This is a genomic window from Synechococcus sp. W55.1 (assembly GCF_047461655.1).
GTDB lineage: Bacteria > Cyanobacteriota > Cyanobacteriia > Thermostichales > Thermostichaceae > Thermostichus.
This window is the reverse complement of the sequence record NZ_JANSHN010000005.1, coordinates 1-13,145: the sequence shown is the minus strand read 5'-3', so window position 1 is coordinate 13,145 and position 13,145 is coordinate 1. Positions and strand designations below refer to the sequence as shown.

Annotated in this window: 15 protein-coding genes; 4 read left to right on the top strand and 11 right to left on the bottom strand. The window is 59.7% G+C overall.

What is annotated here, in order from left to right; all coding sequences use genetic code 11:
- Positions 1-212: 212 nt before the first annotated feature.
- The 4 genes from NW816_RS03700 to NW816_RS03685 all read right to left on the bottom strand — a co-directional run bounded on the left by NW816_RS03700 (position 213) and on the right by NW816_RS03685 (position 2,428).
- Positions 213-713, bottom strand: coding sequence for a low molecular weight protein-tyrosine-phosphatase (locus NW816_RS03700; protein WP_414408275.1), 501 nt, complete (start codon positions 711-713; stop codon positions 213-215).
- 320 nt (positions 714-1,033) lie between these two features.
- Positions 1,034-1,612, bottom strand: a complete 579-nt coding sequence (gene aat / locus NW816_RS03695) for a leucyl/phenylalanyl-tRNA--protein transferase (RefSeq protein ID WP_414408344.1) — start codon at positions 1,610-1,612, stop codon at positions 1,034-1,036.
- 17 nt (positions 1,613-1,629) lie between these two features.
- The gene (locus NW816_RS03690; protein WP_414408274.1) at positions 1,630-2,127 is read right to left on the bottom strand and encodes a hypothetical protein; all 498 of its coding nucleotides are present in this window, start codon (positions 2,125-2,127) and stop codon (positions 1,630-1,632) included.
- Between the two features lie 37 nt (positions 2,128-2,164).
- On the bottom strand, positions 2,165-2,428 hold the full coding sequence (locus NW816_RS03685) for a hypothetical protein (protein ID WP_414391119.1): 264 nt from the start codon (positions 2,426-2,428) through the stop codon (positions 2,165-2,167).
- An 80-nt stretch (positions 2,429-2,508) separates the two neighbouring features.
- Here NW816_RS03685 and purN point away from each other — a divergent pair, with 80 nt between their 5' ends.
- On the top strand, positions 2,509-3,171 hold the full coding sequence (gene purN / locus NW816_RS03680; RefSeq protein WP_414408273.1) for a phosphoribosylglycinamide formyltransferase: 663 nt from the start codon (positions 2,509-2,511) through the stop codon (positions 3,169-3,171).
- A 26-nt stretch (positions 3,172-3,197) separates the two neighbouring features.
- On the top strand, positions 3,198-4,001 hold the full coding sequence (locus NW816_RS03675; protein ID WP_414408272.1) for a PIN domain-containing protein: 804 nt from the start codon (positions 3,198-3,200) through the stop codon (positions 3,999-4,001).
- A gap of 9 nt (positions 4,002-4,010) precedes the next feature.
- On the opposite strand, the gene NW816_RS03670 is transcribed toward NW816_RS03675, so the two are convergent.
- The 5 genes from NW816_RS03670 to mrdA form a co-directional block, all read right to left on the bottom strand.
- The gene (locus NW816_RS03670) at positions 4,011-5,006 is read right to left on the bottom strand and encodes a hypothetical protein (protein ID WP_414408271.1); all 996 of its coding nucleotides are present in this window, start codon (positions 5,004-5,006) and stop codon (positions 4,011-4,013) included.
- A 162-nt stretch (positions 5,007-5,168) separates the two neighbouring features.
- Positions 5,169-5,816 carry a hypothetical protein gene (locus tag NW816_RS03665; protein WP_414408270.1) on the bottom strand — a complete coding sequence of 216 codons (648 nt, stop codon included), beginning with the start codon at positions 5,814-5,816 and terminating at the stop codon, positions 5,169-5,171.
- Between the two features lie 25 nt (positions 5,817-5,841).
- Positions 5,842-6,975 (bottom strand): threonine-phosphate decarboxylase CobD, encoded by a 1,134-nt coding sequence (cobD, locus tag NW816_RS03660; protein ID WP_414408269.1) that lies wholly within the window; start codon positions 6,973-6,975, stop codon positions 5,842-5,844.
- A gap of 35 nt (positions 6,976-7,010) precedes the next feature.
- A complete protein-coding gene (locus NW816_RS03655) occupies positions 7,011-7,316 on the bottom strand; it encodes an HU family DNA-binding protein (protein ID WP_414347234.1) in 306 nt (101 codons plus the stop codon).
- Positions 7,317-7,631: 315 nt separating this feature from the next.
- Complete coding sequence (gene mrdA, locus NW816_RS03650; RefSeq protein WP_414408268.1) at positions 7,632-9,533, bottom strand: penicillin-binding protein 2; 1,902 nt, start codon at positions 9,531-9,533, stop codon at positions 7,632-7,634.
- A 125-nt stretch (positions 9,534-9,658) separates the two neighbouring features.
- Between mrdA and NW816_RS03645 the strand changes: the two genes are divergently transcribed.
- A complete protein-coding gene (locus NW816_RS03645; protein ID WP_414408267.1) occupies positions 9,659-10,927 on the top strand; it encodes a lipopolysaccharide biosynthesis protein in 1,269 nt (422 codons plus the stop codon).
- Here NW816_RS03645 and NW816_RS03640 read toward each other — a convergent pair.
- Both NW816_RS03640 and NW816_RS03635 read right to left on the bottom strand, forming a co-directional pair.
- The gene (locus NW816_RS03640) at positions 10,914-11,279 is read right to left on the bottom strand and encodes an FHA domain-containing protein (protein WP_011432528.1); all 366 of its coding nucleotides are present in this window, start codon (positions 11,277-11,279) and stop codon (positions 10,914-10,916) included. The two genes, NW816_RS03645 and NW816_RS03640, sit on opposite strands and share 14 nt — an antisense overlap.
- A gap of 128 nt (positions 11,280-11,407) precedes the next feature.
- Positions 11,408-12,238 (bottom strand): SDR family oxidoreductase, encoded by an 831-nt coding sequence (locus NW816_RS03635; RefSeq protein ID WP_414408266.1) that lies wholly within the window; start codon positions 12,236-12,238, stop codon positions 11,408-11,410.
- Positions 12,239-12,355: 117 nt separating this feature from the next.
- Between NW816_RS03635 and NW816_RS03630 the strand changes: the two genes are divergently transcribed.
- A complete protein-coding gene (locus NW816_RS03630) occupies positions 12,356-12,847 on the top strand; it encodes a YajQ family cyclic di-GMP-binding protein (protein WP_011432526.1) in 492 nt (163 codons plus the stop codon).
- Positions 12,848-13,145 lie beyond the last annotated feature (298 nt).

Sequence of the window (13,145 nt, the reverse complement as noted above, 5' to 3'; positions counted from 1 at the left end):
CGAATGTCAACTCACTTGTCTCCAGCGTCTCTTTGGTGTCAGAGACAACCCTCGAATCTATACAGCTATAAGGCCAAACCGCAAGAAAACCAACTTTCCAAAGCTGTTCAGGAGCTACTCTGATCCCGCCCACAAAGTTAGCCAAAAGGGATCCCGTTGTCCAGACTTATCTGTCAAGTTTCATCAAGAATACAGATCTGACGAATAATCTCTCAAGCACGGGGGGGCAACGGCGGGCATTGGATCCCGGGAACCAGGGATTCCAGCAAGCCGCTACAGGCATCCCAGAGCAGCTCGATTACATAATGGAATCCAGCCTCACCCCCGTAGTAGGGATCCGGAACTTCCTCATCAGAATGGGAGCGGCAATAGCTGCACATCAGGCGCACTTTCTCGGCATATTTTCCCTGGGGATCCAAGCTGAGAATGTCGCGGTAATTTTGTCGATCCATGGCCAGGATCAGGTCGAACTCGCGCAGGTCGGCGGGTTGGATCTGGCGGGCTTTGCCCTGCAGCTCCAGGCCATAGCGTTGGGCTGCTTGTCGCATGCGCCGATCTGGGGGGCTGCCGATGTGATAGGCTGCCGTACCTGCTGAGTCGCAGAGAATCGCTTCCGAAAGGCCGCTGCTGCGCAAAAGGTGATTGGTGATGCCTTCAGCGGTGGGAGAACGACAGATGTTGCCCAGACAGACGAACAGAAGCTTTTGGCTCATGACAATCTCAACAGCAGTAGAGAACTCCTCTCACCTTATAACAATGCCCATCTAATCTAATGGTTCTTTGGTCTGAGCATAATAGTTCTTCGTTCTGAGCGCAGAAGAGCACAGACGGCAACGAACGGTGTTTGCGAGCCAGTCTCATCTGCCACTGACGGGAACAGAGCGGATCCCATGTGCTGGCCCACCACGGGATGTATTCGCTCACAGCAGCAGGGTGGAGTCCTCCCTCATTTTCCACCAAGTTTCCCACCAAGAGCCGCTGCAATGATCTAACAGCAGCTATTGGGAAGCCTGTCGCTTTGAGCATCACAGGTCTAATCGAACCGACAAGGGATCCCCAGGCACTGCTGCAATAGCTTCAGGTACTCTTGTCCATCCATGAGAAAGGCGCCGAAACGGGCCAGATGCGGGTTCATCAACTGAGCGTCGAAGAGGCGAAAGCCCCGCTCTCGCAAGTGCTCCACCAACTTCACCAGGGCCACCTTCGAGCCGTTGGGAATGCGGTAGAACATGGACTCGCCGATAAATGCCGCCCCAAGGGCAATACCCAGGATCCCGCCTGCCAAGGTCTCTCCCTGCCAGGTTTCAAAGCTGTGGGCAAAGCCGGCCTGGCGCAGAGCTGCGTAAATCTGCTTCAGCTCAGGGCTAATCCAGGTTTGGGGACGAGCGGCACAGCCCTCTACCACCTGCTCAAAAGCGCAGTTCAGCCGCACCTGAAAGCGACCGCTGCGCACCAAGGGCCGCAACGAACGGGGGCAGTGAAATCGCTCATCGAGGGGGATCACCGCGTGCTGGTCGGTGCTGTACCAAGCCAGGGATCCCGTCTCTTCGTCGGCCATCAGAAAGTAGCCTTGGGCATAGCCTGACAGAATGGTGGCCAGATCCACCTGCATCGCCTCAGTTGCGCTCCTCAAGATTGCCATTCTGGAGAGAGACTGGCAAAGTCTCCCCCATTAGCCCTGGGGTGGCAATCCACACAGCCGCTCACCCGCACAGGAGTGGGAAACTCCACTTGCAGATGCAGGGCACGGAAATAGCGAGAATCTGCCAAGCGATAGGGCACCTGTTCCCCCTGTCGCAGGGGCCGGGAGTTGGGCCGCAAATAGCCCCAGGCCAGTTGTAAAGCCACACCGCTCAGGGGCTGGATCTGCTGGCCATAGTGGTTGGGATCCTGCAGCAGCCGTCGCCAGGTTTCGGTGGGCAACACTTGGGCGGGCAACGCCACATGGCAACCACCACAACTGCGCACATATTGAGCCTGCTCCAGTTGGGCTTGAGTCAGGCTCTGCTGCGCTTGTGCCCCCAGGTTCTGGGCCGATCCCGCCAGCAGGGATCCCATAAACCCGGCCAGGATGACTACCATGCTGCAAATCCAAAACCGCCGGCGTCGTCCTTGCAAAGGAGCCATGCTCTCACACCCAATGCCCATGCTTTCCCACTCTAGATCAGGTGGTTGCCGGCGACAGCGGGACGGAGTCCATAAGATCCGGCCTCAATTGTTGGGATCGGCTGGGTCTACGCTCAATGGCGCGGGTGCGCTCGTCAAAGCGGTCTAGGGCTTCTCGAAAATACTGGCCCAGCATTGCTTGACCTTCTCGAATTTCGGCAATCAACACCTCGTGATTCTGAACAACTCGGTTCAAAGCTTCCAAACCTTGGGACAGGCTGGCTGCGGTTTGAATCGACAAGCTTTCCTGCTCAGGGGTCATCTTGCTCTTGCTCCTGGGGATCGCCCTTGCGGTGGGATAGTTCATAATAGCGGGGCTGCAGACTTTCCCACCAAACGCTCATGAACTCGCCCAGCTTACTCTGGCCGGATCCCGACGGGATCCCAGCGCCCTCTCAACCGGGGATCCTCGGCATTTTGGCTTCCGGCAATGGCAGCAATTTCGAGGCTATTGCTCAAGCCATTGAGGCTGGGGAACTGCAGGCCCAGATTGCTGTGGTCATCACCAACAACCCCAAAGCCTACGTGCGGCAGCGGGCCCAAAAGCGAGGGATCCCTTGCGTTTTGCTCGACCACCGAGACTACCCCCGTCGCGAAGATCTGGACGCCGCCATTGTCCAGGTGCTCTGGCAGCATCACGTGGAATGGGTGATCATGGCCGGGTGGATGCGCCTGGTTACCCAGGTGTTGTTGTCTGCCTACCCGGATCGCGTCTTGAACCTGCATCCCAGCCTGCTGCCCAGTTTCAAGGGCCTGCGTGCCGTTGAACAAGCCCTGAAGTGCGGTGTGAAAATCGCCGGCTGCACCGTTCATCGGGTCACCCTGGAAATGGACAGTGGCCCCATCGTGGCCCAAGCAGCCGTGCCGGTTCTGCCCGAAGATACCGTGGAATCCCTTTACCGGCGCATCCAGGCCCAGGAGCACCGCCTCTACCCGCTGGCCATCCGCCTCTGCCTGGCAGAGGGATCCCTGCTACCCAAGTCTTCGGGGAAGCTACACAATTGAGGTTAAGTCCAGCGCTGGCATGTTCTATGGCCGAGATCCCGCCTCTCCTCGTCTTCGACAGCCCCGTGATCCTGGCCGGTCGTCTGGCTCTATGGCAGGAGTGGGCACGGTTTGGGGTGTGTGTGCTGCCACAGGCAGTGATGGCCGAGTTGGAACGCCTGACCCGGCAGGCCATTGATCCCCAGGAAGAATCGACAGCCCGCGAGTTTTTGCGCCACTGGCCCAGCCTGGGGTTTGCCGTCTCAGAAGCCCGTGCCTTGGTGGGTGGCGCCGGTGCCGGCGATCAGTCCATGAGGGTACGCTTGGAAGAAGCGATTGCCGAATGCGCCTATGCCCTGGCCCAGCAGCAGCCGGGAACGCTGGTGGTTTTGGTCAGCAACGACCGGCCTTTGGTGGGGCGAATTCAGGATCTGGGTCTCAACAACCTCTGTGCCATCTCCTTGGCGGAGCTGAACCGGTGGATGCGTCAGCAGCAGCGCCCTCAGGCCGTGGTTATGGCTTTAAACCGGTTGCCGGGGCCGGCCATTCCCGCCGCCAAGTTGGCATCCTCTACCCTCCCTCCACCTGCCCGTCCCTTGAGTTCCTCTCCAGCTTCCGGGAACCCCCCCGCCCAGGCGCGGCAGCGGTCTGGAGCTGCTCAGGTGGGGCCGAGCACAGCCCGCCTCTGGCCCTTTTTGAAAAGCCTACAGAATGCCCTTGCGTTGTTGCTGGCCCTGGTTTTCCTCTCGGCAACCGGGTTGCTGGCCTGGCGTTTGCTCGATCCGGAAGGAAGCGAAGGGATCTGGCGGCGGCTACCTCTCTCTCGGATCCCTTGGATTCGGGATCTGTAGTCCTCAAAGCTACTGCTCAGCAATCGTGACGTTAAAGCCCTTGCTTTTCAGGGTTTCCGCATGGTAGCGGGCATATTCCAGTTGTTCAAATGCTGCCAACTGCACAAACTTCTGGCCATCCACATCTTTCACAAAGGCCCCATGGGAGACTTGTCGAGCGCGTGCCAAGCTCTCTGCCCCTGAGTAGGTGGTGAGCACTAAGAAGGTTCCCTCGCCGCGGTTCGGCCCCAGGGAGTCTATGTTGTTTTCGCTTAGGGGCACCACGTTCAGGGATCCCACAGAGGTAGGCGGTGAAGGTTGGGACGGGCGCTCCAGGCTGGCTGCCAACTGCTCCACCGTTTGCAAGCTGGGGGGAGAGGGTTCCTTGGAAGCCAAGGCCAAGTCGGTCTGCAGGCTGTCCAGCAGGTTAGGAACGCCTTGAAGAGGATCCACCTGTACGTCCTTCAAGTCCGGGGTGGCCGTCAAGCCCAGCGCCAGCCGATCCGGATCCAAGCCACCGGAATAGAACTCCTCTCCCACCTGCCCTTCCACCGGTTCCACTGGGATCAAGGGCAACTGGGCCAGATCCACCTGGGCAGGGATCCCTTCTTCCGCCCTGCTGGCAGCACTTTGGGGCAGGGACAGTTCTTCCGGCCAGATCAGCCAGCGCACCCCAAAGCCGATCCCCGCGCAGGAGAGCACCCACAGCAGCAAGACCCAGAGGGGCGAAAAGGATCCCCGTGGCATCTCTTCCTCTTCCAGGTCTTCCACCACCTCTTGAAGGAGCACAGGCGAGGAGCGCTGCACAGAGCCGGTATTCCTAAGCTGACCTGCTCGCGGCGGCGGGACAGAGTCCATGCGCTGCAAACGCTGCCAGAGGCGAAATCGCTCCAGTTCTTTCAGCACATCCAAATGCAGGTGGCTCAGCGCTTCCTGAAGAGCAGGTTGAGGAACTTGATGTGAATGGGACTGCTGTGCCGGAGACAGGGGTTGGGTAGGGTCTGGGGGAAGCGGAGAAGGACTCATAGACAGCCCACACTCAACTTGATGTAAAGTCGGAGAGCAAACAATGCCGATCCACTGTTACAGCCGGAAACAGCCTAACAGGAGAACCCACCTTGGGAACAAGGATTGCCAGCGCCCCATACCTTGCCATAAACCACCATGCCACAGGGCTATGGCAGTCTTCTAGGGCTTTGCCTCCAGATAGAGGGCACGCACATCTGCCGGCAGGTTCTGAAGCAAGATCTGGCGGGCAGAGGCAACGATGGCATCCACATCTTCTGGAGCAAGGTAGTATCCGTCAGCCTTGAGTTGGTCGGCAATGCGAACCGGTGACCAGCCAAAGCGATCCCGCAGCAGCAGAATGAAGCGCAGATCCCCCGGCAAGGTATCCAAACCAGCAGTCAAATAACAGGCCAGTGCCGGTGAAAGAGAGGACTTCGCCCCGCCTCTGGTGGAGTCGAGACTGCAAGAAGCTTGAGGGTGGGTGGGGATCCCATCCAAGGATTGGATCAGCTCACGGGTTTGCTCCGCCAGCCAGGGTCGCAGCACAGGATCCCCTTCTCCCACAAGGCTGTGGACATCTAGGCGCTGCAGGCGCGGGTAAAGCCGCAACCAAACCTGCTCTCGACAGGCAGCCCATTGCTCTGGCGGCAGATGCTCGGCAAGGATCCCGTCCACCCACTTGCAGTAGCGGCAAAACAGGCCGATGAAGTAGCGGGCCACCTCCGGCTGCCGTTGAAAGGCCCGCAGCAACTCCAGATCGCTGTAATGGGCTACCCCCCGCACAAGAGGAGCATCGCATTCCGGCCAAAAGGCGGTAGCTTCGGGCATGAGAATCTCTCCCGCAGGAAAATCCTTAGCTATTCTCCAGGATCTCCCGGCAGGCGGATAACAACTGCTCCTGCTCCGGCAGGGTGCGCAGGCCAATGCGCAGGTAGCGATCTCCCAGCTCGGGAAAACTCAGGCAATCCCGCACCAGAATCCGGTGCTGCCGCAACAGCTTTTCCTGAATCTGGACGGCAGAGCCAGGGCAGCGCACCAACACGAAGTTGGCTTGACCAGGCCAGGGATCCCAGCCGGGCAGCGCTTGCAAACCCCTGAGCAAATGCTCTCGGGCCACGGGCAGCCAGGCGAAGGTGCGCCGGCGAAAGTCTTCATCGGCCAAAGCTGCCGCCACTGCCACTCCCGCCAATCCGTTGACGCTCCAGGGATCCCGCCACTGCCGCCAGCGCTGCCAGTGATCCGGGTGCCCCACCGCAAAGCCAATGCGCAAGCCGGGCAGGGTGAAAAACTTGGTGAGGGAACGGATGACGATGGTGTTGGGATGAGCCGCCAGGTAGGGGATCAAAGTTTGGCTGCGGGGCATTGCCGACGAGCTGGAGTTTGAGCTCAGGGTGGGCTCCCCCGGCAAAAAGTCCATAAAAGCCTCGTCCACCACCACCTGGTTGAACTGGGGCAGGAGAGGCAGGATGTCTTGCTGCGGGATGAGCTGGCCCGTCGGGTTGTGGGGGTTGTTCAGCCAGAGCACTCGGCTCCCCTTGCCTGCCGCCGGAAGCGGCTCCTGGAGAAAGGCGAAACTAGGGGATCCCTGGCCGGGGAAAAAAGGCAGTGGCTTGATGGTCGCCCCTGCCGCCCGCAGAGCCCGTGCATACTCCCCAAAGGCAGGCTGGGGCAGCCATACTTCCCGCCCTTGCGCATCCCGGGCCGCCCAGGTGAGCAACTCCGCTGCCCCATTGCCCACAAAAATCCACTCGGGATCGACAGCCCAATGGTTGGCTAAACAGATGCGCAACTCCCGATAGTCGGGATCCGGGTAACGGCTGACAACAACCGGATCTGCTGCGGACAGCACCTGACCCAGAGCTTGCAAGACCGACTGCGGCGGGCCCAGCGGGTTCAAGCTGGCCGAAAAATCGAGAATTGCATCAGGAGAGCAGCCGGCGATCGCTGCTCCCCAAGCTCGATTGCCACCGTGTCGAGGCCGCTCCACGCCTTACCCAGCAGCCGAGTCCCAACCCGGCGAAATTAAGACTTCCCCCCTGCTACTGCATCGCGGAACGACTTGCCCGCCGTAAAAGCTGGGACAATGCTTTCTGGGATCACCATCTTTTGGTTGGTTTTCGGGTTGCGACCTTCCCGCTCTTTGCGCTTGCGAGCCTCAAAGGAGCCGAAGCCCACCAGGGTCACCTTCCCCTTGGGTTCACCGTTTTCATCGCGGGATGCGACCTCTTCGACGATGATCTCCAGTGCTGCCGAAATGACAGCCTCCGCTTCTTTTTTGGTTACATTGGCGCGATGAGCGACGGCATCAACAAGTTCTGCCTTGTTCATCCTGATCTCCTTCTGAGTTAGGCAATAGAGTTAGAGCGTTCTCCGGATCGCAGACTCGCTCAGGCGTTGCAGAGCGGCCACGGCCCAGAGTGTTCTCAGTGTGTGGGAGCGGGGCTTGCCCTGCAATGCGCCAAGGCGCCACTGGCGCGAATGGCAGGATTGTGGCAGTTGAGCTCCAAATCACTGACATATTCTACAGCTAAGTTAGGGCAGAAGCCTGCTGGGCAAGGGGTTTTAGGGGATCTTAACGCAATTTTCTGGGAGACAAGAGACTGCATATACCCAGTTGGCTCGGATCCGACAGAAAGCTAGGGCTCACGACTCGGGTCGGAAGTAGGCCCGCATCACCTCTCGAAAGATGGGAGCGGCCCGTGATCCACCCCCACCGCCGCTGTTTTCCAGAAAGACCACGACCACCAATTCGGGCCGGTCGTAGGGAGCATAGCCAACATACCAAGCGTGGGATCGCCGCGGCGGATCCTCTGCGGTGCCGGTTTTACCAGCCGTTGGGGGAAATCCTGGCCCCAGGTTGGCGTTGCCGCCAGTGCCGTAAACCACGACATCTCGCAGCCCCTGCTGCAGGATCTCCAGGGTGGCAGGGGAGAGCCCCACCTTCTGACGCAGCGGTACGGGACTGTCAGGGATCACCTGGTGGGAGAGCAAAGGTCGCACCCGCCAGCCCCCATTGGCCACGGCTGCCGTTACCACTGCCATCTGCAGCGGCGTAGCGGTGATAAATCCCTGGCCGATGGACATGTTCACCGTGTCGCCCACATACCAGGGCTCGCGCCAGTGGCGCTGTTTCCACTCAGCATCGGGCACCAGGCCAGCAGCCTCCCCTTTGAGGCCGATCCCGGTCAGTTGCCCCAGCCCGAAGCGGCGCGACCATTCTTGCAAGGGGGCAGCCTTGGTGCCGAGAGCGATTTGGTAGAAAAAGGTGTCGCTGCTGTAGGCCATCGCCTGCCGGTAGTTCAGCCGTCCGAAGCCGGCGCGGTTCCAGTCCCAGAAGCGCCACCCCCCCACCTGGATGTAGGGGCCAGTCTGCAGCACGGTGTTGGGGGGAAAGGCACCCGACTCGATCCCGGCAGCGGTGGTGATGATTTTGTAGGTGCTGGCGGGGGGATAGGGCCGCATCCCGCGGTTGAGGAAGGGAAAGTCCTGCCGTTGCAGGCTGTCCCACTGGGCTTGGGTCATGCGGCTGGAAAAGAGGTTGGGATCAAAGGTGGGGTAGCTAGCCATGGCCAGGATCGACCCATCGCGGGGATCCATGGCGATCACCGCTCCTTTGCGTTCGCCCAGCGCCCGCTCTGCCGCCTGCTGCAGGCGCACATCCAAAGTGAGCTGCAGGGTGTTGCCCGGTTGGGGCGCTTGTTCTCCCAGCACCCGCAGCACTTCCCCCATAGCGTCCACCTCCACCTGTCGCCCTCCCCATTGGCCGCGCAGATGGCTCTCAAACAATTCCTCCACTCCCATCAGGCCGACAATATCCCCCAGGCGATAGCTGGGATCCGCCCGCAGTTGTTCCTGCGAGATCTCGCCGGTATAGCCCAGCAGATGAGCGGCCAAGTCGCCGTGGGGATAAAACCGCACCGTCTCCGCCTCCACCATCACCCCCGGCAGCTCGCGGCTCATCTCCTCCAGTTGAATGACCACCTGGGGGCTGGCGTTGCGCAGGATGCGCACGGGAAAAGGGGAACGATATCCAGCCTGTTCTAGCTTTTGGGCGATCTCCTCAGGGGCGATGTTCAAGTAGTCTGCCAACTTGGGGATCATCTCCTGCCAGCGCTGCCGAGACTGCACCAGAGGCCAGAGGAAGACCGAGTGGGACAATCGGCTGCCCGCCAGCAATACACCGTTGCGATCCACAATGCGCCCGCGTTCTGGCGGCTGGGGCAGCAGGCGAATGCGGTTGGTATCGGCCAACTGGCGGTAATACTGGGTGCGCGCCAACTGCAGGTAGGCCAGACGGGATCCTAGCCCTCCAAACAGCAGCAGGCTGGCCAGCAAGAGCAAGACAACGGCCCGATAGCCTTGCCCCACCGTTTTGGTCGGCAGGGATCCCAGCCAACGAGGACTACCGCCGTCCGGCGGGGGTGGGGGAAGCACCCGGCGAGGGGCAGGCGGTCTGGAATGGGGGGAGAACAGGGCTTGCGGATCCCGTCCTGCCAAGGTGTGGGGGCTTCGCGCGGCGTTGCTGACGGGGTAGAGTTTGGCCATGAAATTGCCAGAAGAATTGCAACCGATACACCCAAAATCAAGAGGAGATGCCCGCTCTTGGGCGGGCCCTCTCAGCATCCATCCAGTATCCCTGGCTCTGGCAAGCCTCGTCCAGGAGTGGCAGCGTGGATAGAGCAGAACAACAGCGGCTACGCCAGGCTGCCTGGCTGATGGTGGGCAATGGCCTGCGCCTGGGGTTGTCTGGGGCCTATTTCATCCTCTTGGCGCGGCTGTTGGGGCCGGAAGCCTTCGGGGTTTTCTCCGCCATCTTGGCCTGCAGCAACCTGGCCGCCCCGTTTGGCTATTTGGGCCAATCGGAACTGCTGATCCAGCGCCTCAGCCGGCAGGGATCCCTGACTTGCACCCAGGGGGTTGGCCCCAGCTTATGGCTGGCGGGATTGGGCTGTGGGGGGATGGCGCTGGTGTTGTGGCCCCTCTTGAGCGTTTGGCTGGCCGGGACGCCGGCAGCGGTGGTGGGGGTATTGCTCTTGAGCGATCTGCTGTTCGTCGCAGTGCCAGAGGTGTACAGAGGGATCCTGGTTGGGCGAGAGCAGGTTGCCGGCGTGGCCCTCATCGACACCGGCATGGCGCTGGGGCGATTGGGGGCAGTATTGCTGGCGGTGGCCTTGGGCTGGGGATCCCTGGCACAATGGGCCATTCTGTACAGCCTGATGGTGTTGGTCGTGCTGCTGCTGATTGCGGGGGGGATGGGACGGTGGAGCGAGCCTTCTCTCCCCTTGGCCCTGAGCTGGAGAGATCTGCGGGAACGGCTGACAGCGGGCTGGGACTTTGCGGTGGGGCTGGCCGCGGTGAAAACCTTCACCGATTTGGACAAGCTGCTCTTGCCCCGTTTGGCCTCAGCAGCAGCGGGGGGTCTTTACAGCGCTGCCTACCGGGTGATCAACTTCTCGCAAACGCCGATGATTGCTCTGCTCACCAGCCATTTTGCCGAGCTGTGCCGCCAAGGCCAAAAAGGACTCCCACAAGGCTGGCGCTACGCCTGTCACCTTTCCCCTTGGGTGGTGGGCTACGGCAGTTTGGCCGCCCTGGGGCTGGCGCTGGGATCCTACGGGATCCCCTGGGTGCTGGGATCGGCTTACCGGGAAACGGCCCTCATCCTGCGTTGGCTCAGCCCGGTCATTTTGCTAGAGGGGATCCACCTTTTGCTGTCTCACCTGCTCACCGGGGCAGGGTTGCAAAAGCCCCGCAGCCGTCTGCAACTGATGGCTCTGGGGCTGAATGGGCTTTTGAATGCGGTTTGGATCCCAAGGTGGGGTTGGCAGGGGGCGGCCCTAGCGACCTTGCTGTCGGAGATGGCCTTGGTGCTGGCTTTGCTGCTGTTGATTGGGGGGCGATTGCACGCTCTGCAGAGATCTGGGCCTAGGGAGCCTTAACAATTTTGTAGGTGGCTTTGGCATCGGGGCCAAAGGTGATCACATCCCCCGACTTGAGCTGGTGGGTGGTCAATTTCTGGCCGTTGATCAACAAGCCATTGGTGCTGGGGCGACCTTCCAGATCCCCATCCAAAATGCGGTAGCAATATTCTCCCTCTCGCTCGGCGGGAATCCGCAGCAGCATGGCGTGGTAGCGGGAGGCATACTGAGAGTTGAGACAGATGTCGTTCGCCAAGTCCCGACCGATGAAGTATTTGGCGGATCCCAGCACCTGGGTACGGCGGCCATCTCGGTCTTCCACGATCAAGATGTGCTGGTGGGTACCGGAAGGAGAAGGCACAGATTCAACCATACTTCCGCTGTCAATACCAGTGTTTAACCGTACCTCAAACTATACCGAAGTTTAGCCTTCTTCCTGCTATCGCTGGGTCTGCAGAATCGCTCATCCAGCGCCCCAGAACTCTCGACCGATCCAGTGGGCTAGCGAGGAACATTCTGGAGCAATGAGCCGACCCATCCGGGGAAGAGGGTGTAAGCTCCTACCGCCCATTGGGCCATGCCCACCACCACCTCTGACTTGGACTGGCGAGCAGCATCCCAAATGGCTTCGGCAACTTCTTCCGGCTGGCTGACCCAAAAACTCTCCAGCGCCTGTTGCATTTGCTCACGGGCTTTGCCACCTGAGGTTTGGGCTTGGCTGTCGGGAGAGGACGCTGGCCCCACCTCAAAAATGGCTCGCTTGAGGAAATTGCTGCTGACGATGCCCGGATGGACGCCAATTACCTGGATCCCTTGGGGTTGCAGTTCCAGACGCAGCGCTTCTGTCAGCCCACTGACCGCGTACTTGCTGGCACAATAGGCGCTCATCTGGGGCAGGGGCATTTTGCCGCCAATGGATCCCACGTTGATGATCTGGCCTTTTTTGCGCTTCAACATGTCGGGGAGCACGGCTCGGATGGTGTGGAGGTAGCCCCAAAAGTTGACCGCCATCAAAGCCTGCCAGTGTTCCAGGGTAGTTTGCAAAAAAGGGCCACTCATGCAGATGCCGGCGTTGTTGATCAGGCAATCGATGCGGCCATAGCGTTCCAGAGTTCTCTCCACCAGGTTTTGCACCTGTTCTGGCTGCGTGACATCGGTGGGAACGGCCAAGACCTCGGCGTTGAGGCTTTGCTCTAGGTCGATGGCAGTTTGCTTCAGGGTTTCGGCAGTGCGGGCAGCCAGCGCCAATCGGTAACCCCCACGGGCAAAGGTAAAGGCAGTAGCTCTGCCGATGCCTTCAGAAGCGCCTGTAATTAAAACAACATCGGCCATCCTGCTTCTCCGTAAATCTGGACTGGGATCCCTCTACCTGTTGTAGCTTCTCCGAGAGTTAGGGATCCCTGCTTGGCTGAGGGCTTAAGATACTGAACGATAGCGAAGATAAGGTTTATGGCCTCTACCTACTCATTTGATATCGTCAGTGATTTCGATCGGCAGGAACTGGTGAACGCTGTGGATCAAGCCCGACGGGAGATCAAACAGCGCTACGACCTCAAGGATACTCAGACGGAAATTGAGCTGGAGGAGGGATCCCTGACCATCACCACCGCCAACGACATGGCCCTCAACTCCATTCGGGATCTGCTCCTCACCAAAGCGGCCAAGCGGGGTCTATCCCTGAAGATCTTCGACTTCCAACCCCCAGAGAGCGCCGGCGGCAACCGAGTGCGCCAGGTGGTTCACCTGAAAAAGGGCATTGATGCCACACTGGCCAAACAGATCGCCAAGCAAATCCGCGACAACTTTAAGAAAGTGCAGCCTGCCATTCAAGGGGATCTGGTGCGCGTTTCCGGCAAGGATAAAGACGAGCTGCAGGCGGTCATTCAAATGCTTAGGCAGCAGGACTACCCGGTGGCGCTGCAATTTGTCAATTATCGATAGGGACCCTCTGGGCTTCCGTCTCTTTACCCTCGATTTCTCCCAAGATAGGGATCTCAGGGTTCGCGAAATGTCTGGTTTGTAGTCGTTTCAGGTGAGGGTGAGACGACTGGGCCATTGAGAAAAGCCTTTGGCCGCGTGTATTATTGCTCCGCAACGCTGATGCGACGACGCGACTAACGTTTTAGGTGGGGGTACAGTGTCCTAGGTTGTGTTGATCTTTTATTTGAGCCAAAAGAGAGCACTGACGAGATAGAGAAAACTCAAGAAGTTCCTGGCCAATTTGTCAAAACGAGAACAT